This is a genomic window from Pseudoalteromonas sp. P1-13-1a, from assembly GCF_001401875.1.
Lineage (GTDB): Bacteria > Pseudomonadota > Gammaproteobacteria > Enterobacterales > Alteromonadaceae > Pseudoalteromonas.
Genome location: NZ_LKDV01000036.1, coordinates 1 through 20,959 on the forward strand (window position 1 = coordinate 1; position 20,959 = coordinate 20,959).

A 20,959-nucleotide genomic window follows, 5' to 3' on the forward strand; every position below is an offset into this window, starting at 1 on the left:
CTTAAAGTAAATGGTGCCTCGACCCGGAATCGAACCAGGGACACGAGGATTTTCAATCCTCTGCTCTACCAACTGAGCTATCGAGGCACTTATACAGTGCTGATTAAAAATAACAAAGTATTTTTAATGCAATTCCCACTCAGCGTTATCGGCTGAGCCATTTGGGCGTGCGGCGTATTAAACGAGTTTTGCCCTTACAAGTCAACTTTTTTTTTACTCTTTATAACTGTTTGAACGGTTTTCACACAACAATGCAAGTTTTTATATACTAATGTTTATTTATCCAGCAAAAATTTACGAAAAACCTTAATTTAATCAATTAAACCAGACTAAAAACGTAGTGAATTATTTTACGTAAATGATACGATTACTTTGGAAATGCGGTAAGGGCTTATCGTAATAACAAATACCAATGGGAACAATCAATGCAGAGTAAATTCTCTTCGCCTGTGAAAGGCTTACTGCCGCTTTTTTTAATAATTAATATTGCAGTAACAGCGCTTGCTATTGTTGCCTTCGCGTTTTATTCGCAAAACACACAACCTGCACCAGCAGCCAAACAAAAAGTAAGTATTACGCAACTTGCACAGCAACTTGATTTACCAATGGTAGATGCACTTACTATGTATGGGCAAGGTAAGGTTCGTCAGCTACTTGAACTTACCTCAATATTAGATGATGAGTTTGAATATACGCTTTATCGCTTTAATGCCACCTCAGAAACCCAACTTGTATATAGCAGCACTAAACCCGCTATCGAGTCAAAAAAAGTAAATGAGCATTTAGCTGAGCAAGGTGTATTACACCATATATTACTATTAAACGACCAACCCATTGGTGAACTAATAATAAAACAGCAGTTACCAGCGGTGCCATTAACGCAGCAAGACTCGCAAGTAATAGCCTATATTATTGCAATTGTGAGCGTGTTTGCCTTATTTGCATTAGCCTTACTATTTAATACCTATATAAATACCCGCTTGCGTAAAAGCAGCCATTTATTAAATGAAGAACTGCAAGCAATTACTGAAAATGGCAATTACGAAAGTAAAATAAGTGAAAAACTAGACTTAGGCTTATCTGGCGTTGCTAAAAACATTAATTTACTGCTTGGTAAAGTTAACTCAGTAATGTCTGAAAAAGAGGCTGCGCAAAAGGAGCTTCAAAAATTACAAACTGGCCTTGAGAGTGAAGTACAGCAAAGAACGATTGCATTAGAGCAAGCTACATTAAAGGCACAGCGCGCCAGCGAAACCAAAACCACCTTTTTAGCCACTATGAGCCATGAAATCCGCACGCCTATGAACGGCGTAATTGGCACTATTGATTTATTAAGACAAACAGAGCTTGATGGTGCGCAGCATCGCTTAAGTACCATTATCCGTGAGTCAGCGTTTTCATTACTAAGTATTTTGGATGACATTTTAGACTTTTCAAAAATTGAAGCGGGTAAGCTAAATATTGACCCTACGCCTTTTTCTGTTACCGATACAATTGAAGAGGTAGCTCGGGTACTTTCATCTGTTGCTAAAAAACGTCAATTAGATTTAGAGCTTTCTATTGCACCAGATATTCCTACTAATCTAACTGGCGATACAATCCGAGTTCGCCAAGTGCTGTACAACCTATGCAGTAATGCAATTAAGTTCACCAGCACCGATGACAAACGCCAAGGTCATGTAAAAATATCGGTAGAGGTCGCTCATAATACAGCGGATCATTTTACGCTACGTTTTTGTGTAACCGATAACGGCAAGGGCATGACCCAGGCGCAGCTGCGAGAAATATTTAATCCGTTTGTACAAGCAGAAAACTCAATTACCCGCGAATACGGTGGGACAGGTTTAGGGCTTTCGATTTGTAAAAGTTTAACAGAGCTTATGCTTGGTACTATTAATGTAACGAGCCATGCGGGTATTGGTAGCGAGTTTACCGTTGAGCTGCCATTTGGTACCTCTGGAAAAATTAAATACGCACATAAAAATGCACTCAATGGTAAACATGTGGTGGTTGTAAGTAACCATTTAGAGCGTGAAAAAGCGATGTACCGCTATTTATCGTTTATGGGCGCTAAAATTACTTACGTGCACGATCAACAAGAAATAGAAGCACAACAAGAGCACCGCGATATTATATGGGTTGTTGATGGCATAGACGATATGGAAAGGGTTAACTCTTTACTACGTCGTCTTATATACTCGCTTGAAGATAACAACCAGCAAGTTGTGGTGTTAAGTAAGCTTGATGAAGCTGCTATAAACCATAAAAATGTATTTTATATAAATGCTTCCCCGCTTTGTAAATCTAACTTTATGATGTCGATATTGGTGGCAGCTGGTTTGCATCAGCCTAAGCAAGTTAAAAAAACAAAAACACTCAACAATTATTTAAATGTTGAACAAGCACGCGATGCAAATAAACTCATTTTACTAGTAGAAGACAACCTACTAAACCAGCAAGTGTTAACTGATCAACTGCACATATTAGGCTATGGCGTGGAAGTAGCTAACAATGGTGAAGAAGGCTTAGATATGTGGCGTCAAAACAATTACTCGCTCATATTAACCGACTTACACATGCCAAAAATGTCGGGATACGACATGGTTGAAAAAATTCGTGATGAAGCAGAGTTATTAGAGTCTATAGACTCACAGCCTTATATTATTGCCGTTACCGCCAATGCGCTTAAAGGTGAAAAAGAACGTTGCCTTGCTGTTGGTATTAATGATTTTATTACTAAGCCTATAGAGCTTAATGCCCTAGAAGATACCTTAAAGCGTTGGTATGACAAACATAACAAAGACCAAACTGTTGTCATTCATCAAAAACCTGCTATGCCCATTAATATGGATGCGGTATCCACTTATGTAAATGGCGACGAAGCCAAGCAAATACGCTTTTTCAAAATGTTTTTGGAGCAAAGCCAAAGCTTAATTAAAAGCATTAATTCGGGTGTTATGGTTAATGACAGAGATGAAATCAGTGATGCCTGTCATCAACTTAAGTCTATTTCTAAAACAATTGGTGCTGAGGCCGTAGCACAATGTGCACAAGAGTTTGAAGAAAAGTGTAAAAATGCAGAGCTTGATACTGATGAGCTAATCGCACAAAGAGACACCCTTGAGATTGAATACTCTAAAGCTGCACAGTTTTTAAAAGAACAAGTACGCTCGGCAAGCACTGATGAGGAAACGCTATAGAATATAGCTATAAAAAAAGGGCTAATTAGCCCTTTTTTTATATCTGTACTTTTATTTTTCTGGCGGTCGATAACCTTCAATTTCTACGTCTTTGTCTTCAAACAAAAAACCAACCATTTGCTCTTCTAAAAACGTACGGTGCTCTGGGTCCATCATATTTAAATGCTTTTCGTTAATTAGCATCGTTTGCTTGTGCTGCCACTGGCCCCATGCTTCTTTAGAGATATTATTAAAAATTTTCTCGCCTAGTTCACCTGGGTATAACTGAAATCCAAGCCCTTCGGCTTCTTTTTGTAACTTTTGACAAAATACTGTACGTGCCATAATTGACTCTCTTAAGCGCTAAATGTAAATAGTTTAACCTATTGAGCTCATTTGTTTAACCAACTTTTTAGTTGGTGCGGCTAAACCCACCTCTATTGATTGATCGAGTGGGTACCACACGAGCTGTTTATCATTTACTACATCCGGTACGCTATCAATATTAAGAACATACGGGTTTATTGTCAGCTCAAAATGCGAAAACACATGAGTAAAAGGCACCCACTCTTCCAGCTCGGTTTTTAAACCTTGCTGATTTAAAAATAACACCATTTCGCTGTATTCATTAAACTCAAAAAAACCAAATAAACCGCCCCAAATACCGCTATTTGGGCGTTTTTCCATTAAAACCTTCTCGTCATGTTGAATAATCAGCTGATGACAACTTTTTTTAGGAACCACTTTTTTAGGCTTAGAATGAGGGAACTCTTTAACTTTTCCTGCGTTAAACGCACCGCAATCGTTATTTAGTGGACATGCTTGGCAGTCAAAGCGACTGCGCGAGCAAAGGCTGGCGCCCAAGTCCATCATGGCTTGGTTAAACTCAGTCACATTGTTTTTAGGGGTTAACTGAGTAGATAAATGCCAAAGTTGGTTTTCTACTTTTTTTACCCCATACCACCCTTCAATCATAAAATATCGGGCAAGCACTCGCTTAACATTGCCATCTAAAATAGGGTGGTGCTGTCCAAGCGACAGCGATAATACGGCACCGGCCGTAGAGCGCCCTATTCCGGGTAAATCCATGACTTCTTCTAGTGTAGTTGGAAATTTACCTTGGTATTTATCTCGCACTATTTTGGCCGTTTTATGTAAGTTACGTGCCCGTGCGTAGTAACCTAAGCCAGTCCAATGATGCAGCACTAAATCTTCGTCTGCATTTGCCAAAGCAACAATATCTGGGAAGCTTGCCATAAACTTTTCAAAATATGGAATAACCGTAACAACTTGCGTTTGCTGTAACATTACTTCCGACACCCACACTTTATAAGGTGTTTTAGCTAATTGCCAAGGCAGTGTTTTACGCCCATGAAGGTGATACCAATCAACCACTCGGTTAGCAAACTTGTCTGACTGCTGTTTATTTAAATCCAACATATACTACTTTTACTCATGCTCAATAGCGGCTCAGTCTATTGCAGTTAATAAAAAGATCAAGCGATGAAGGCGCTATAACACGCTAATACTTGTGATTAGCTGCGTGGTCAGGGATAATACGCAACCATTTTTAAACACATTGTTTTTGTCAGGCCAATAATATGAGTGAATCAAGTAACAACAACCTTGAGCAAGCTAAGCAAGAAGGTAAGTATATCCGCACAATTCGCAGTTTTGTAAAACGCGAAGGCCGCTTAACTAAAGGCCAAGCTGCCGCAATTGAAAAGTGCTGGCCAACTATGGGGCTTGAGCATAAAAACGGCCTACTCGACTTAGCCCAAGTATTTGGCAATAACAATGATGTAGTATTAGAAATTGGTTTTGGTATGGGCAAGTCATTAGTTGAAATGGCAAAAAATGCACCACACCTAAACTTTATTGGTATTGAAGTACATCGCCCAGGCGTTGGCGCATGTTTAATGGACGCTGATGAAGCCGGAGTTACTAATTTACGTGTATTTGAACACGATGCAGTAGAAGTACTCGCGGACTGCATTGCAGATGAAAGCTTAACAACGCTGCAATTATTCTTCCCAGATCCATGGCATAAAAAGCGTCATCATAAACGCCGTATAGTGCAAACAGAATTTGCTGAAAAACTACGTAGCAAATTAAAAATTGGTGGTGTTTTTCATATGGCTACTGACTGGGAAAACTACGCCGAGCACATGCTAGAAGTTATGCAAGCAGCGCCTGGCTATAAAAATCAGTCATCTACCAACGACTACGTACCGCGCCCGGATTCGCGCCCACTAACTAAGTTTGAACAGCGCGGCCACCGTTTAGGCCATGGCGTGTGGGACCTAATGTTTGAGCGCACAAAGTAATCCACACCTTTTACTAATCAATAATTTGTAAGGCAAAGCCATTTATGAGCGTATTAACCAACCCAAGTTTACTGTTACTTCGTAATAGCGAGGAACTAGTGGGAAAATCTATCTTGGTGGTCAACTTTGTTCAAGATGGCTTTTTAGCAGAGCTAAAACAGCTAAATCCTCAAAGTACCATCACCGCATTTAGTTATAACCATGCTAATGGGGAATTTGCTAAAAGAGTAGATGGCGTAAACGTGTGTGTTCATCATGAAATAGATGCCAACGATTATGATTTAGTCATTCTTTATTACCCAAAATCAAAGCCTGAAGTATTAATGGCCCTTGATAATATTCGCGCCGTTATTAACGAAAAAGCACAGCTACTTGTTGTGGGCGAAAATAAAAGTGGCGTTAAATCGATAGAAAAACAGCTCGCGGGCAAAGCAGGTTATAGTAATAAAATCGACTCTGCCAAGCATTGCATTTTATTCTCGTTTGAGCAACTAGAGACAACCACTGCGTTTGACATCAGCCGCTACCATAAAACGTTTACCGTAAATGTAGCTGGTGTAGAGTTTGATGCGATCAGTGTTCCAGGGGTTTTTAACCACGGCGCTTTAGATGCTGGTACAAAAATGTTATTAGAAAATGCCCCTACGACTAAACAAGGTAATGTACTGGATTTTGGCTGTGGTGCAGGCTTAATAGCCACTTTTTTAGGTCTTAAAAACCCAGCACTGACTTTTACTTGCAGCGATGTGAGCGCACTTGCAACTTATGCTACTGAGCAAACATTAAAGCTTAATAATATTAAAGGCAGCACTATTTTAAGTGATGGCTTAAAAAATATTAGCGGCAAGTTTGATTTAATAGTTAGTAACCCGCCCTTTCATACTGGCATAGCAACCGACTACACAATTGCAGAAGCATTTTTATCAAATGCTAAGCAACACTTAACTAAGTTAGGTAAGCTCAGCATAGTGGCTAATAGCTTTTTAAAATACCCGCCAATTTTAGAAGCGCAGTTTGGTAGCTTCCATACTGTGTACAAAAATAATAAATTTGCTGTTTACAGTAGCTAACTAATTACACTTATTAGGCTAAGTGTAATTAACACTTAGCCTAACTTTCGAATAAATATCAGAATTAATTTTACGATTTCCCTTCACTTTCTTCGGTTTTTGCTAAACTAAAGTTCTAAATGTAAATATCCTTGCTTAGGCGATGCAGCAATAATGCCAAAAAAAGTACACCAAAAAAGTATTAGAAAAGCGCTGATCAACACCATCATGCTTATCACTGCTATTTGTTTAACTTTATCGGTTTCGATTTCTACCTACATGGGTGTAAAAGAACAAAAGGAACTGATCATAAACAAGCTTGTGATCCTCTCTGATATTGTTGCGTTTGATGCATCGGATTCACTAGTAAATGACGATAGAAAAACAGAAGAAAAACGCTTAAAGTCATTTGAAAAAATCCCTCTTGTAAAAAACATCCACATTTACGCCATAGAAAAAACATCGAGCAAGCCTGTGTTTTTTATTAGTTTTAATGCTAAAAAAACCCCGCCGGTGCCCTTGCGCGTAGACAGCATTGAAGAGCTAAAAGAGCCTAGAGTTACCAACAATTATATTGAGCTGATAACACCTGTACTTAACAACGAGCAAGTAGTTGGCTACGTTTATATGCGTGGCAGCCTAGAAAGCCTAGATGAATTTATAAAACAAAAAATAATCATAGATGTTTTCCTCACCCTATTTATATTATTTTTTGTGTACTTTATTGCCATAAACACCCAAAAAAGTATTGCAAACCCTATTGAGCATTTGAGTGGGTTACTACAAGACGTTTCAAAAAACCATAACTACGATGTACGCGCCCCTGCGACTAAAGTAAAAGAGGTTACAGCCTTATCAAATAGCTTAAATATCATGCTTACACGTACGCGTAAGCAAATAGAGCGACATGAAAAAGACAAACTAGAAATAAAGCAACTCAACCAAAGCTTAGAAGAAAAGGTAAATCAAAGAACAATAGCCCTGCGTGAGGCAAACCAAGAATTACTTTCAACCCTTGAGCGAATGCATCAATACCAAGAACAAATAGTAGAAAACGAAAAAATGGCTTCGTTAGGGCAAATGGTAGCTGGGGTGGCGCATGAGGTAAACACCCCTATAGGTTTAGGTATCACGGGTTCAACCTTATTGCGCGACAAACTTGCCGATGTTCAGCTTAGCTTTGATAATAAATCCCTTACTTCTAACCAATTAAAACGTTTTATAGATGAAGGTATTGAAAATCTCGATTTAATTTATCGAAACTTAAATCGAGCAGCCGACCTTATTTCTAACTTTAAAAAGGTAGCTGTAATTCAAGATGACGGGGTTAAAACCCATGTAAATATCCATAAATTAATATCTGACGTGTTAATGTCGATTCAATCAGAGTTAATAACCTCCAAACCTAACGTTGTGATCAATTGCCCAAGTGACTTAACAATTGAAAGTAAATCAGAACCTCTACAACAAATATTTCAACAGCTTATTTTAAACTCAGCTATTCATGGGTTTGTGGGTAGTGAAAATAACGAAATCCAGTTTGATATAGAAATTACAGGTCCACAAATAAAGATCATTTATACAGATAACGGACAAGGCGTTGATAAAAATGTCAAAAATAGGATATTTGACCCATTTGTAACCTCTAAGCGCGGCCAAGGAGCCAGTGGATTAGGTATGCATTTGGTCTACAACCTTGTAACCCAAGCGCTAGGCGGACATATACTGTATGACCTAGATGCAAAACCCGGCGTACGCTTTGTTATTACAATTCCATAAAAAGTGTTTAAAAAAAGAGTATTTATTTACGCTTTTTACTTGAATTACTATTTAATGACCTTATAGAGAGAGCATGTGATATTTCACGTTTAATTATTTAACTTGATCTAATAATTGGACGATACAATTTATGAACTTTATTGCTTTTGCAGTATCACATACATTGATGAAAGGTTATAAAATGATATAATTCCGTTTTGAATTTGCGCGATTATTTTTAGTACCTTTAAGTGATTGGTGGATGTATCAATTATTAAAGGAAATGGCTTCGTTTTCATAATTCAAAAAGCTGCATCCGTTATATATCATTAAACAGTAGTTTTTGCACAATGCCTTTTGGTTAGTTTGGAACACCCCTACTGTTTTATTTTTATCCAACTTGTTTTTTCTTGTTAACATTTGGGTATAATCCTATAATCTCTAGTAATCGAATTATTTAGTTAAAATTCGATTTTTTGTAAATAAAATATTCCAAAAAGGTTAATTAATAATGCAAACGCCAGTCATTCTAATCGTAGAGGATGAAGACGTAACTCGACTAAACCTCGTGAGTTTATTTGAAGCTGAAGGTTACAAAGTTATTGAAGCCATTGATGGCGATGATATGCATGACAAGCTTACAAATAATGATGACGTCAATCTTGTAGTTATGGACATCAACCTACCGGGTAAAAACGGGCTAATTTTAGCACGTGAATTACGCCAAAAACGCAAAGTCGGTTTAATCTTCTTAACCGGCCGTGATAACGATGTAGACCGTATTTTAGGTTTAGAAATTGGTGCTGATGATTACATCACTAAACCTTTTAACCCTCGTGAATTGACTATACGCGCTCGCAACTTAATTACTCGTACTGCGCTAGGCGGCGAAGAGTCAGTGCTAGAAACTAACGGTGTAATTACATTTAACGGTTGGGAGCTTGACGAAAATAGCCGTTGTTTAACATCACCAAATGGTGATGCTAAGCGTTTACCTAAAGGTGAATACCGCGCTCTTCGTTTAATGCTTGACTCTCCTGGGCGTATTTTTAGCCGTGAGCAACTTATTAAACATATGACTGGCCGCGAGCTTCGCGCTAATGACCGTACGGTAGATGTAACGATTCGTCGTATTCGTAAGCACTTTGAAAGTGATAATTCTACTTCTGAGCTAATCAGCACCATCCATGGTGAAGGTTACCGCTTTATTGGTAAAATCGACGCTTAATTAGAGTAAACCGCTTACTCTAATAATTGTAAAAAAGAATGAAGGGCACTTTGTCCTTCATTTATTTTATCTGCCAGTATATCTAACCACTCTTTTAATACTTCATCTGATTCATCAAGCGCACCGTGTTCCATCTTTTTAGCATGTAACTGTACATCGTTTAATCCTACCGAGCCCGCAGCACCTTTAAGCTTATGCGCCACCGATTTATACTCTTCCCTATCACTTTGGTTTAACGCGCTTTGTAGCTCTTGCTGATATTGCGGGTTTAGTTTTTCAAACAAACCACTACTGCGCTTAAATACTTCAAGCCCCATAGAGTTTACAAAGTCTTCAATGGTTTCAACATCAAGCACACCTGCATTAATGCCCTCAAGCGCTTCTTTACTAACGGTTAGCAGTGGCTTGTCTGATTCACTTTGTTGAATATCGAACAAATCAGCGAGCATCTTATCAAGCTTTATTGTATTAATTGGTTTAGCAAGCGCCCCTTGCACCGATATACCTTCTAGGTCTTCTTCGGCACTACGTACATTCGCGGTCAGCGCAACAATAGGTAATTTATCAAAGTGGCTATCGGCACGTATTTGTCTTGCCACTTCATCACCATTTATATCGGGCAGTTGCATATCAAGTAGTACTAAATCAAGCTCGTCTTCGGTTTCTACAAACGAAAGTGCATCTTCACCGGTTTCGGCCCAAATCACCTCATGGCCGCGCTGCTCTAACAAGTTAGTCGCAATTTCGGCATTTAATGGCACATCCTCTACAAGTAATATGTATAAACTTCTACCTTCATAGCTTTGCTCGGTAGGCGCTACACATAAGCTAAGCGGTATATTTACTGTAAAGCAACTGCCTTCACCTTCTGTGCTGGTTACCGAAATAGTTCCTTTCATTGCACTCACTAACGCTTTGGTAACGGCTAAACCAATGCCTGAGCCAATCGCATTTTTACCGCTGAGGTCGGGCGCTTTGTAGTACATATCAAATATGCGCGAGAGTTGATCCTCTGGGATTCCTTGTCCTGTGTCTGATATTTTAAGTTCAAGCCATGGGCCATCACTTCGCTCTTCTCGGCTACATGTGAGCTTTACCTCGCCATGCTGGGTAAATTTAACGGCATTATTAATTAAGTTCCACACTACTTGGCGAAGACGCGTTGGGTCTAACAAGGCATAAACATCCAATGTGCCGTTTCGCTCAATTGAAAACTCAAGCTCCTTTTGCTCCGCAATTAATCCAGCAAAGTTCACTACATCGTTTATAAAGTCTGAAACGTTGATTGAATCGGTTGCTATATCTAATTGTTCGCGGTCTATTTTGTCTAAATCTATAATATCGTTAAAAATATTACCTAACGTTTCAGCGCTCGAAAACACTGTATTACACCAACTACGCTGCTGTTTATTAAGCTCTGTATCAAGTAGCATTCGGGTTAAGCCTACAATGCCATTTAATGGTGTGCGCAGCTCATGGCTAAGCGTTGCTATAAACTTACCTTTATCTTTATAGGCTGTTTCAAGCGCTTGTGCTGCTTCTTTACGGCTAGTTATATCACGCCCGAACGCCAATAAACCTATGTAGTCCCCTTGATCGTTTATAAAGGGTAATTTACGCAGCTCAAACCAACGGTTTTCACCATTTACCATGTATTCAACATCAATTGTCAGCGCTTGATGCGTTTGTTCTACTTTCTTATCCGTTCTGAGTACTTCTGCTAAAAAGTAGCTTGGAAAAATCTGCTCTACGGTTTTACCAATTAATTCAGCGCTGGTTTTGCCCATAACCTCTTCAAACATTTTATTACAGCCGGCAAACACACCATTGTTATCTCGGTAATAAAATAAATCAGGGGAGGAGTCGACAATAGAGCGAAGAAGCATGCCTTGTTGAGCAAGTTCTTGTTGAGTTTTTTTACGCTCCGCGATTTCACGGCGTAGCTCTTCAATAGCGCGATGCTTGGCATGAAACGCCATTTTTCGCTCATCTATTTCAATATTAAGGCGGTTAATATTATCTTTTAATGTTTGGTTTAATAGTTTTTCTTGTTTGGTGGCGCTGTCTAAATAAGCATATGAGGCATCTAATTGTCTAATCGAGTTGAGTAAAATACTGATCATAAAAGGAGATACAACCGCAGTAAAAAATACCACTGCTAAAATATCAACTAAATTAACCTCACCGAGTGCCACATAATAAAACATACTCGACAATATAAGCGACACGCCTAATAAAAGCGCGTAGCACATTGCCGCGGTTTTTAACTCACCAAAGCGAGTTATTAAACTAGAAAGTACTCGAGCCCAAGGGCTCAAAGAAGAATCGGTCATAGGTCAGTGTATCTCGTTACTAGGCATAAATAAAAAGTGCCTATTAATAGTCAAACGCATTTTGCAGCAGATTTTAGCATTTTTCTATTAGCTATATTCATGTTGTGCGACAAAAACAGAAAATTTTCATGTTTACTTTTGCCTACTCGTTAAACTCATCATTTCAGCAATAAATTATTTAGTGTAAAATGCTGCGCTTTATTATGACCAATAACGAGTAGCGCACATGCAAACCAATATGCCCGATATAGCTGATACGGCTCCCGCCTTACAAACAGGTAAGTTAGACTGGGTTGGTATGGGCGAAATAGAACTGCCATTTATTTTTGAATCGAAAGATTTAGCACCCGTTACCGTTAATGCAAAAGCGCGTGCCTTTGTTAATTTGCATAAAGAAGACGCTAAAGGCATTCATATGTCGCGTCTATTTTTGGCGCTTGATTTACTCTCAACAGAGCAACAAGTTAACCCACACACTTTAGCTCAAGCACTCGATACTTTTATTACCAGCCATAAAGGGTTAAGTGACAAAGCCCAAATAGAATTTAAATTTGAGTTACCACTGCGTCGTAAGTCGTTATTAAGTGGTAAAGCAGGTTGGAAAAGCTACCCAATTACCCTAACCAGTACCATTGAAAATAGCGTAATTAATTTTGAGCTAAGCGTTGATGTAACTTATTCATCTACTTGCCCGTGCTCTGCAGCACTTGCTCGCCAACTCATTCAAAATGCGTTTAGCGAAAAATTTAACCAAGAAACATTGAATCAAAAAGACGTTTTAGCATGGCTAGGCACAACGCAGGGTATTGTGGCAACGCCTCACTCACAGCGTTCGATTGCCAACGTTAAAGTAAAGCTAAATAACACGATTAGTGAATTTGATGTAGTCAATTTAATTGATACATTAGAAGCTGAGCTAAAAACACCTGTACAAGCGGCAGTAAAACGCGAAGATGAGCAAGAGTTTGCCCGCCTTAACGGTCAAAATTTAATGTTTTGTGAAGACGCTGCTCGGAAAATTAAAGCGGTACTTGAGCATAATAATTATAGTGATTACTGGCTGCAAATTAATCACTATGAATCACTTCATGCGCATGATGCGGTTGCTATTGCCGTCAAAGGTATTGAAGGCGGCTACAAAGCCTAATATCAGCGCTGTATTAATACTAAATACATACGGTAATTAACGCATAACACCAAATTTTTAGGCACGTAAATTGCTTTGTTTGAGCAGTGTCAATTTGTTGTTATGGAGTTACCGTATGGAATTCGCTTTATTATCAATTTTAGTATTAGTGGTTGGGGCCTCCGTGGTTGCGTCAAAATTTAATGATGATGGCGGAAACCCGTATCCTTTTACCCGCAAACAAACCGTGTTTACACAGGTTGAGGGGGCATTTTTAAATCTTTTAGAGCGTGCGGTAGGCGATCAATATAAAATTGTAAGCCGCGTCAAACTTATCGATGTCATCGACTGTAAGCAAGGGCTATCTGCTAAATCAAAACGTGCAGCCTTAGCTAAAGCTAAAAATAAACAACTCGATTTTGTGCTGGTCGATAAAGAAAAAATGACGATAGTGGCTGCAGTCGATTTAGTTAATAATGCCAACAAAGATGGCCACAAAGCTCAGCGCGACTGGTTTGTAAACGGTGCTCTAGAGTCAGCAGGCATTCCACATATTCGTATGAAAGTAAAATCAGGCTACCGGCCTTCTGAGGTGCGCGATGCAATTATGTTTAAAATAGGCAAACCTGCCGTGCAATCGGCTCGCCCAACTCGTAATCGCGTCAGCAAACCTGCGGTATTGTCACCTTCTCAGGCTAAAGCGCAAACCACTGCCTTAGCCGAAATTTAAAATAGAATTAAATACTCTCCTAAAAGTATTTAAAGCGAGCCGTAAAACAGCTCGCTTTTTTGTTTTTTATTGCTAACTTCACGTATAATCTACGTATTCAAACTCAGGAATCAAACACTATGAATGTCGGTATTATTGGCGCAATGGAGCCAGAAGTTAAAATTTTACGTGAAGCAATGCAAAACCCACAAGTGCTAACTAAAGCAGGGTTTACTTTTTACACAGGCGAATTGGCTGGTAACACAGTAACGCTTGTGCAATCGGGTATTGGTAAAGTGGCATCAACTATTGCAACCACGTTATTAATTGATAACTTTAATCCTGATTGTGTTATTAACACAGGCTCTGCCGGTGGCTTTGATCCCTCATTAAGTGTTGGCGATGTTGTTATTTCTTCAGAAGTACGTCATCACGATGTAGATGTAACTGCTTTTGGCTACGAAATTGGCCAAGTTCCACAAATGCCTGCAGGCTTTGCCGCACACCCAAAACTTGTTGAAGCTGCCGAGCAGACCATTGCCCAAATCAGCGAAGTAAAAACCTTAGTAGGCTTAATTTGTACCGGTGATTCATTTATGTGTGACCCTGTACGTATTGATAAAGCTCGTAGAGACTTTCCAACAATGCTAGCTGTAGAAATGGAAGGTGCATCTATTGCACAAACATGTTTTGCGCTTAATACCCCATTTGTTGTTATTCGTTCTATGTCTGACATTGCTGGAAAAGAGTCACCGCAGTCGTTTGAAGAATACCTAGAAACAGCATCAATCAACTCATCAAAAATGGTTGTTGCACTATTAGAAAAACTAACAAAAGTTACACTGTAAATGCTAAGCAATATTGTTCAAAACCATTTGGACTTTATTGCCTTTTTTGTAGCGCTCCTTGCTGAGCGCTTTTTCCCGTTAAAAAGCTGGTATCACCCTAATACAGTATTAACCGCTGTTTTTAGTGCGATAGGAAAACGGGTTTATAAACCACATGAGCCTAAAAACTACCTTTATTTAGCCGCCACTCTTGCCAGTACATTAGTTTTAAGCGTTATTCTTATTATTATTGTATTACTGCTTGAATTTGCCTTTTACCCTGAACTGCTCGCAGGTCTTATTTTATATTTGTGCCTTGAAAGCAAAGCGATTGAGAAAAAAGCCCTGCGTGTTGCCAAGCTCGTAAAACAAAACCAAAAATCTACCGCGCGAGAACTTGTAAAGCCGCTGCTTGCCCGAGAGGTTAATAAGCTCTCAGCGCCAGGTATCATGAAAGCCTTAATTGAAAGCTTAATTTTACGCACAGCTCGCAATTACTTTACCGTTATATTTATATTTTTATTGCTTGGGCCAATTAGCGCTTTAGCGTATCGGCTCCTCACTTTAATACAACACGCGTGGCGCGCCGATATATCACCTAACAGCCATTTTTTAAAACCGCTTAAAATACTTTTGTTTGTAATCGAATTTATCCCCGTACGCATACTTGCACTAACCATTGCCGCAAGCAAAGCCAGTAAACAAAGTATGCATTACATAAAGCACTATGGCAGACATTTTTATCAAACAAATACAGGGTGGATTTTAAGTGTGTGCTCCGCTTCTATGGGCGTACAGCTAGGCGGCCCTGCAGTTTATTTTGGTAAGCGCTTTAATAAAATGCGAATTGGTACTGATAGACTGCCATCTCCCGATGATGTGCCCGTAATAATTAATAGGTTAAATCAAGCACGTGTATTTTGGCTGTTAGTCATTATCAGCATTGAAATTGTAAAGCTTATTTAGTTTTTTAACGCGCACAAAAAACCAGCCTAAGCTGGTTTTTTTGTTTTAACTGCGCTTACGCAACAGTAATATTCGCAAACTTACGTTTACCTACTTGGTAAATAGCGGTTGTGCCTTTTGCTACCTCAAGCTTAGTATCAGTGATTTTATCTTCACCGTTAAGTTTTACTGCGCCCTGCTTAATCATACGCATTGCTTCAGATGTACTGGCTACTAAATTAGCTTCTTTAAGTAAGTTAGCAATTAAAATACCCTCATCTGCAATTGTAATTGTCAGCTCAGGGATTTCATCAGGTAGCGCTTTTTTCTGAAAACGTTTGATAAAGTCATCGTGTGCAGCTTGTGCTGCTTCTTCACTGTGGAAACGGGCAATTAATTCTTTCGCCAATTCAATCTTAATATCACGCGGGTTAGTGCCCTGCTCTACGCGTTGTTTTTGCGCTGCAATTTCTTCGATTGATAAGCTGCTTAGTAAATCGTAATAACGCCACATAAGTACGTCACTAATCGACATTACTTTACCAAACATATCGTTTGGCGCATCCGTAATACCAATGTAATTACCTAGCGACTTAGACATTTTTTGAACGCCGTCTGTGCCTTCAAGCAACGGCATCATTAATACTGTTTGCGGCTTTTGACCTTCTACTTTTTGAAGCTCGCGCCCCATTAAAAGGTTAAAACGCTGATCAGTACCACCAAGCTCTACGTCTGACTCAAGTGCAACCGAATCCCAACCTTGTACAAGTGGGTATAAAAATTCATGAATAGCAATGGGTTGACCGCTGCCATAACGCTTTTTAAAATCATCACGCTCTAGCATGCGCGCTACAGTTTGATTGGCAGCAAGTTTAATCATACCCGCAGCGCCTAGGTTTTCCATCCACTGAGAGTTAAAGGCAACCGTTGTTTTTGCAGGATCTAAAATCTTAAACACTTGCTCTTTATAAGTCTCAGCATTGGCAAGTACATCTTCACGAGTCAGTGGTTTACGTGTTACATTTTTGCCAGTCGGATCGCCAATCATGCCAGTAAAGTCACCAATTAAGAAAATAACCTCATGACCTAAATCTTGAAAGGTTTTCATTTTATTAATTAGTACAGTGTGACCTAAATGTAAATCTGGCGCGGTAGGATCGAAACCCGCTTTAATTTTTAACTTTTTGCCCGACTTTAGTTTTTCAACTAATTCGTCTTCAATTAATATCTCTTCTGCACCGCGTTTTATCTCTGCTAGAGCGGTTTGTAAATCCACTGTGTATTACTCCAAAATTCTGCCAACGAAGGGGCAACTAGATGACTTGCTACATAAGGGTTTAAAACAGATTTAAACCAAAAGCACTTATGTTGCTAACATAACAAATTTCTACCTAATTAAAACAATTTTTTATGCGAATAATGCAACTAAACTTAATAAACTTAGTCTTACTGTGCTAGGCAATTAGAAATGGTGTTTAAGCACTAATTTTAACGCACTTTAGAATCAGTTTAAATCGATAAACTTAAACAATCATAAATTGCTAATTTACTAACAATTGCGGGGCTTTTAGCTATATTTACTAGTATTCGTACCTTATTACGTATATCCTGCATTAATATCCATTTTATTTTCACGACAGCAGAAAAGGCACGTTATGGTTCACGTGGTTAACACGCTTCCCAAAAAACACAAATTGCTTATTCTAGGTTTGGTTTCTGCTATTGTTGGCTTAGCCTTTCTTCCTTCAGAAAAAGCGACTGCATCCAAAGACAATAGTGCAAATGCACTAGAAATTGGTAAGCGTTACGAGTTACAAGTTAAAGTTGAAGACAACGAAAAATTAACTGAATTAAATTCGCCAGAAGCAGCAGAAAAGCTGCCAGAATACGACTTAGTCGATCACCAAGTTAAAAACGGCGATAATTTAGCAATTATCTTCAAGCGTGCTGGTTTTTCAGCGCAAACCCTTCATAAGCTAATTAACACCAATGCTGAAACACGTAAGCTGACTAAAATTCACCCAGGTGAAATACTGAGTTTTGCAACAGCAGAAAACGGCGATTTAGCGCAGCTTCGTTATGTTATTTCAAAAACAGATACTTTGTTTGTTACCTTAAATGACGAAGGTAATTACGACACATCAATAGATAGCAAAGAAATAGAAACACTGAGCAAAACAGCCGGTGGCGAAATTTCTAGTAGCTTTTGGACCTCAGCAATTGCTGCAGGCTTAAGCGAGCGCCAAATAATGAACTTTGCTGATATATTTGGTTGGGATGTGGATTTTGCCAACGATATTCGTAAGGGCGATCAGTTTGGGCTAATTTACGAGTCGCATTATGTTGATGGCGAGTTTATTGGCACTGGTAAAATCATTGCTGCAGAATTCATAAACCAAGGCCAGCGTTACGCGGCTATTCGCCATACCGATGGAAACTTTTATACGCCTGAAGGCCGCAGCATGAAAAAAGCATTTTTACGTGCGCCGGTAAACTTTAAGTATATTAGCTCGAGCTTTAACCCACGTCGCTTACACCCAGTAACTGGGCAAGTAAGAGCACACCGTGGTATTGATTACGCAGCACGTACAGGTACACCGGTTGTAGCCTCGGGTAACGGTAAAGTAATTAAAGCAGGCTACAGTAAGTACAATGGTAACTACGTATTTATAAGCCACGGCACGCAGTATGTAACTAAGTACTTACACCTTAACAAAAAGCTTGTTAAAACAGGGCAAAAGGTTAAACAAGGTGACAAAATTGGTACCGTGGGTGCTACCGGCCGTGTAACCGGCGCGCACCTACACTACGAATTTTTAGTCAATGGTGTACACCGTAACCCTAAAACCGTTAAGTTACCTAAGTCTGAGCCGTTACCACGCTCTGAACTTGCTAAGTTTAAGCCTATTGCAGAAAACTTTATTGCACAGCTTGAACGCAATCGCGAACTACAGCTAGCACTTAAGTAACGTATAAGTTATAGATAATAAAAAGCCTTTGCTGGTTTACCCTGCAAAGGCTTTTTTGTATACGCTATAAACCATTAATACATCAGTACATAAATAAGCTGTACGACCAAAGAAACCATCACTAGTGGCCAAATATATTTGCTGTATTTAGTTGCGCCATCCAACCCCATTTTACCTTGGTACTTTTCAAGCAAAGGTATCAGTACTGCAAGAGCGACAAACAAGCAAATTAAAATAACAAATATATTCATTTCTAAACCTTATTTATGGTAACTCATGGCCTTTGGCGCTTACATACAATGCATACCAATGTTCGCGACTTAACTGCACGTTTAGCGCATCGCATGAAGCAGCAATACGCTCAACGTTCGTTGTGCCAATAATAGGTTGTATCATTGCAGGGTGGCGTAATAACCAAGCTAAAACAATCGCCTCAGGCGTTGTATCGTAAAGTGCAGCAAGCTTATTTACGAGTATGCTGGTATTTATATCGGCTTGCGATGCATTCGATAAATCCCCACCGGTGTATAGACCTTGGCATAAACTTCCCCAGCTTTGTATTTGAATATCAAAGTGTCGACAATACTCTACGCTGCCCGGTGTAAAGTTAAGATCTTTTCCATCTGCATTACCGGCATACACGCCTTCATCAACAAATTGGTGTTTTTGTAAACTTGCTTCTATTTGGTTAGCCACAATAGGCATATCTAGGGCATGTTGTAAAAAGTTCATTTGATGCTGCTGCATGTTCGATACGGCAAAATTACGTACTTTGCCGCTTTCTTGTAGGCAGCTAAACACTTGTGCAATTTCTTCCACTTCCATTAGCGGATCAGGGCGATGAAGCATAAGCACATCGAGGTAATCGGTGTTTAAACGCTTAAGTGAGCCTTCAACTGATTCTTCAATCCACTTGGCCGAAAAATCGTAACGCTTAGGGCCTTCATCATCTTCAAAGCGTATACCGCATTTAGATTGAATATACATATGCTCGCGCAGCTCTGGTCGTTCACTAAGTGCTTGGCCAAATACCTGCTCAGCTTTGCCAAAGGTATAAATATCGGCGTGATCAAAAAAATTAATACCGCCAGCTATGGCTGCATCAATACACTCGTGAGTTTGTTTTAAATGCTCTTTGGTTATGGCGTCTTTATTCCAACCGCCGCCTAGGCCCATACAGCCAAAAACGAGTCTACTAACATGAGGTAAATATTTTGCCAAAGGGGTGTGAAGCATGATGACTATCCTTATTAGTGTGCATAACCCTCACTGTAAACAAAAACACGTCTGCAAACAAACTTTAATACGTGCAGTTTTATAGGCATAAAAAAAGCGCAGTAAACTGCGCTAATCGGTTGGATTAAATCCTAAATACTAGCCAACAAGCGCCAGTAATATACCTGCGGCTACGGCACTTCCTAGCACCCCAGCTACGTTTGGCCCCATAGCATGCATAAGTAAAAAGTTATGTGGGTTATTCTCAAGCCCAACTTTGTTCACTACACGCGCCGCCATCGGGACTGCCGATACACCCGCAGCACCAATTAGAGGGTTAATAGGTGTTTTAGAGAGTTTGTTAAGGCCTTTTGCCATAAACACACCCGATGCTGTACCAATAGCAAAAGCAAGCGCACCCAGTACTAAAATACCAATGGTTTCTACTGTTAAAAAGTCATCTGCAGCAAGCTTAGAGCCAACCGCCAACCCTAAAAATATCGTGGTTATATTAATAATTTCGTTTTGGGCACTGTTACTAAGCCTATCTACTACACCTGACTCACGCATTAAATTACCTAAACAGAACATGCCTACTAAGGGAATAGCCGCTGGTAAAAACATAGCGGTTAAGCTCAGTACCATTAAAGGAAATACTATTTTCTCTTTTTTAGATACTTTGCGCAGCTCTGGCATTTTAATAGCACGCTCATCAGGTGTAGTTAATGCGCGCATAATTGGTGGCTGAATAATTGGCACAAGTGCCATATATGAATAGGCAGCTACTGCTATTGCACCTAGCAAATCAGGAGCAAGCTTTGATGCTAAAAATATCGCCGTTGGACCATCAGCACCACCAATAATCGCAATAGCCGATGCATCTTGAAGTGTAAACTCAAAACCCGGAATAAAGTTAAGTAAAATTGCGCCAAATAAGGTCGCAAAAATACCAAACTGAGCTGCCGCTCCTAGTAACAACATGCGAGGATTTGCTATTAGTGCACTAAAGTCAGTCAGCGCGCCAACCCCCATAAATATTAATAGCGGAAAAATACCGGTATCAATACCCACATAGTAAACCGAGTGCAAAAGTCCACCTGGCTCTGATAGCCCTGCAACAGGAATATTAGTTAATATCGCGCCAAAGCCAATTGGCAATAAAAGCAGTGGCTCAAAGTTTTTAGATATTGCTAAAAACAATAATAAACAGCCTACTGCAATCATTATCAAGCCAGGAAACGTAAAGTTAGCAATGCCGGTAGCATGCCAAAGGTTTAAAAGACCTTCCATTAAA

At 39.4% G+C, this 20,959-nt stretch carries 17 protein-coding genes and 1 tRNA gene; 10 read left to right on the forward strand and 8 right to left on the reverse strand.

The genetic code is table 11. The features are described 5' to 3' along the window. Positions 1-11 precede the first annotated feature (11 nt). Positions 12-87: transfer RNA gene (locus AN391_RS17200), tRNA-Phe, on the reverse strand. A gap of 338 nt (positions 88-425) precedes the next feature. Here AN391_RS17200 and AN391_RS17205 point away from each other — a divergent pair. Then, on the forward strand, positions 426-3,200 hold the full coding sequence (locus tag AN391_RS17205) for a hybrid sensor histidine kinase/response regulator (protein WP_055016534.1): 2,775 nt from the start codon (positions 426-428) through the stop codon (positions 3,198-3,200). 51 nt (positions 3,201-3,251) lie between these two features. Here the strand turns inward: AN391_RS17205 and AN391_RS17210 are convergent, their stop codons facing one another. Both AN391_RS17210 and mutY read right to left on the reverse strand, forming a co-directional pair. Continuing rightward, positions 3,252-3,524, reverse strand: a complete 273-nt coding sequence (locus AN391_RS17210) for an oxidative damage protection protein (RefSeq protein ID WP_004587535.1) — start codon at positions 3,522-3,524, stop codon at positions 3,252-3,254. Positions 3,525-3,557: 33 nt separating this feature from the next. Further along, a complete protein-coding gene (mutY, locus tag AN391_RS17215; protein ID WP_055016535.1) occupies positions 3,558-4,619 on the reverse strand; it encodes an A/G-specific adenine glycosylase in 1,062 nt (353 codons plus the stop codon). A 161-nt stretch (positions 4,620-4,780) separates the two neighbouring features. Between mutY and trmB the strand changes: the two genes are divergently transcribed. From trmB to arcA, 4 genes are all read left to right on the forward strand, one after another. Next, positions 4,781-5,506, forward strand: a complete 726-nt coding sequence (gene trmB, locus AN391_RS17220) for a tRNA (guanosine(46)-N7)-methyltransferase TrmB (RefSeq protein ID WP_055016536.1) — start codon at positions 4,781-4,783, stop codon at positions 5,504-5,506. 44 nt (positions 5,507-5,550) lie between these two features. After that, complete coding sequence (locus AN391_RS17225; protein WP_055016537.1) at positions 5,551-6,576, forward strand: methyltransferase; 1,026 nt, start codon at positions 5,551-5,553, stop codon at positions 6,574-6,576. A 153-nt stretch (positions 6,577-6,729) separates the two neighbouring features. Beyond that, entirely contained in the window at positions 6,730-8,334 is a 1,605-nt protein-coding gene (locus tag AN391_RS17230; protein ID WP_055016538.1) for a HAMP domain-containing sensor histidine kinase, read from the forward strand. Between the two features lie 490 nt (positions 8,335-8,824). Further along, positions 8,825-9,541: a two-component system response regulator ArcA gene (arcA, locus tag AN391_RS17235; protein ID WP_004587530.1), complete on the forward strand. Its 717-nt coding sequence runs from the start codon at positions 8,825-8,827 to the stop codon at positions 9,539-9,541. Positions 9,542-9,555: 14 nt separating this feature from the next. Here the strand turns inward: arcA and arcB are convergent, their stop codons facing one another. Next, positions 9,556-11,874, reverse strand: a complete 2,319-nt coding sequence (arcB, locus tag AN391_RS17240) for an aerobic respiration two-component sensor histidine kinase ArcB (RefSeq protein ID WP_055016539.1) — start codon at positions 11,872-11,874, stop codon at positions 9,556-9,558. Between the two features lie 226 nt (positions 11,875-12,100). Here arcB and folE2 point away from each other — a divergent pair, with 226 nt between their 5' ends. The 4 genes from folE2 (at position 12,101) to AN391_RS17260 (ending at position 15,502) form a co-directional block, all read left to right on the forward strand. Next, positions 12,101-13,021, forward strand: a complete 921-nt coding sequence (gene folE2 / locus AN391_RS17245) for a GTP cyclohydrolase FolE2 (RefSeq protein WP_055016540.1) — start codon at positions 12,101-12,103, stop codon at positions 13,019-13,021. Positions 13,022-13,136: 115 nt separating this feature from the next. Further along, on the forward strand, positions 13,137-13,730 hold the full coding sequence (locus tag AN391_RS17250) for a DUF2726 domain-containing protein (protein ID WP_055016541.1): 594 nt from the start codon (positions 13,137-13,139) through the stop codon (positions 13,728-13,730). Positions 13,731-13,849: 119 nt separating this feature from the next. After that, complete coding sequence (gene mtnN / locus AN391_RS17255) at positions 13,850-14,557, forward strand: 5'-methylthioadenosine/S-adenosylhomocysteine nucleosidase (protein WP_055016542.1); 708 nt, start codon at positions 13,850-13,852, stop codon at positions 14,555-14,557. Beyond that, positions 14,558-15,502 carry a regulatory signaling modulator protein AmpE gene (locus tag AN391_RS17260; protein WP_055016543.1) on the forward strand — a complete coding sequence of 315 codons (945 nt, stop codon included), beginning with the start codon at positions 14,558-14,560 and terminating at the stop codon, positions 15,500-15,502. A 55-nt stretch (positions 15,503-15,557) separates the two neighbouring features. On the opposite strand, the gene tyrS is transcribed toward AN391_RS17260, so the two are convergent. Beyond that, a complete protein-coding gene (tyrS, locus tag AN391_RS17265; RefSeq protein ID WP_055016544.1) occupies positions 15,558-16,757 on the reverse strand; it encodes a tyrosine--tRNA ligase in 1,200 nt (399 codons plus the stop codon). Positions 16,758-17,136: 379 nt separating this feature from the next. On the opposite strand from tyrS, the gene AN391_RS17270 reads away from it, so the two are divergent. Further along, a complete protein-coding gene (locus tag AN391_RS17270) occupies positions 17,137-18,450 on the forward strand; it encodes a peptidoglycan DD-metalloendopeptidase family protein (RefSeq protein ID WP_055016545.1) in 1,314 nt (437 codons plus the stop codon). A 74-nt stretch (positions 18,451-18,524) separates the two neighbouring features. Here the strand turns inward: AN391_RS17270 and AN391_RS20710 are convergent, their stop codons facing one another. The 3 genes from AN391_RS20710 to AN391_RS17280 all read right to left on the reverse strand — a co-directional run bounded on the left by AN391_RS20710 (position 18,525) and on the right by AN391_RS17280 (position 20,955). After that, positions 18,525-18,701 carry a hypothetical protein gene (locus AN391_RS20710; RefSeq protein WP_162838354.1) on the reverse strand — a complete coding sequence of 59 codons (177 nt, stop codon included), beginning with the start codon at positions 18,699-18,701 and terminating at the stop codon, positions 18,525-18,527. 13 nt (positions 18,702-18,714) lie between these two features. Continuing rightward, the gene (locus AN391_RS17275) at positions 18,715-19,686 is read right to left on the reverse strand and encodes an aldo/keto reductase family oxidoreductase (RefSeq protein WP_055016546.1); all 972 of its coding nucleotides are present in this window, start codon (positions 19,684-19,686) and stop codon (positions 18,715-18,717) included. 138 nt (positions 19,687-19,824) lie between these two features. Next, on the reverse strand, positions 19,825-20,955 hold the full coding sequence (locus AN391_RS17280) for a sodium ion-translocating decarboxylase subunit beta (protein WP_055016547.1): 1,131 nt from the start codon (positions 20,953-20,955) through the stop codon (positions 19,825-19,827). Positions 20,956-20,959: the final 4 nt, after the last annotated feature.

Coding starts and splice junctions, on each gene's coding strand:
- AN391_RS17205 (WP_055016534.1), top strand. CDS start 426: ATGCAGAGTAAATTCTCTTCGCCTGTGAAAGGCTTACTGCCGCTTTTT.
- AN391_RS17210 (WP_004587535.1), bottom strand. CDS start 3,524: ATGGCACGTACAGTATTTTGTCAAAAGTTACAAAAAGAAGCCGAAGGG.
- mutY (WP_055016535.1), bottom strand. CDS start 4,619: ATGTTGGATTTAAATAAACAGCAGTCAGACAAGTTTGCTAACCGAGTG.
- trmB (WP_055016536.1), top strand. CDS start 4,781: ATGAGTGAATCAAGTAACAACAACCTTGAGCAAGCTAAGCAAGAAGGT.
- AN391_RS17225 (WP_055016537.1), top strand. CDS start 5,551: ATGAGCGTATTAACCAACCCAAGTTTACTGTTACTTCGTAATAGCGAG.
- AN391_RS17230 (WP_055016538.1), top strand. CDS start 6,730: ATGCCAAAAAAAGTACACCAAAAAAGTATTAGAAAAGCGCTGATCAAC.
- arcA (WP_004587530.1), top strand. CDS start 8,825: ATGCAAACGCCAGTCATTCTAATCGTAGAGGATGAAGACGTAACTCGA.
- arcB (WP_055016539.1), bottom strand. CDS start 11,874: ATGACCGATTCTTCTTTGAGCCCTTGGGCTCGAGTACTTTCTAGTTTA.
- folE2 (WP_055016540.1), top strand. CDS start 12,101: ATGCAAACCAATATGCCCGATATAGCTGATACGGCTCCCGCCTTACAA.
- AN391_RS17250 (WP_055016541.1), top strand. CDS start 13,137: ATGGAATTCGCTTTATTATCAATTTTAGTATTAGTGGTTGGGGCCTCC.
- mtnN (WP_055016542.1), top strand. CDS start 13,850: ATGAATGTCGGTATTATTGGCGCAATGGAGCCAGAAGTTAAAATTTTA.
- AN391_RS17260 (WP_055016543.1), top strand. CDS start 14,558: ATGCTAAGCAATATTGTTCAAAACCATTTGGACTTTATTGCCTTTTTT.
- AN391_RS17270 (WP_055016545.1), top strand. CDS start 17,137: ATGGTTCACGTGGTTAACACGCTTCCCAAAAAACACAAATTGCTTATT.
- AN391_RS20710 (WP_162838354.1), bottom strand. CDS start 18,701: ATGAATATATTTGTTATTTTAATTTGCTTGTTTGTCGCTCTTGCAGTA.
- AN391_RS17275 (WP_055016546.1), bottom strand. CDS start 19,686: ATGCTTCACACCCCTTTGGCAAAATATTTACCTCATGTTAGTAGACTC.
- AN391_RS17280 (WP_055016547.1), bottom strand. CDS start 20,955: ATGGAAGGTCTTTTAAACCTTTGGCATGCTACCGGCATTGCTAACTTT.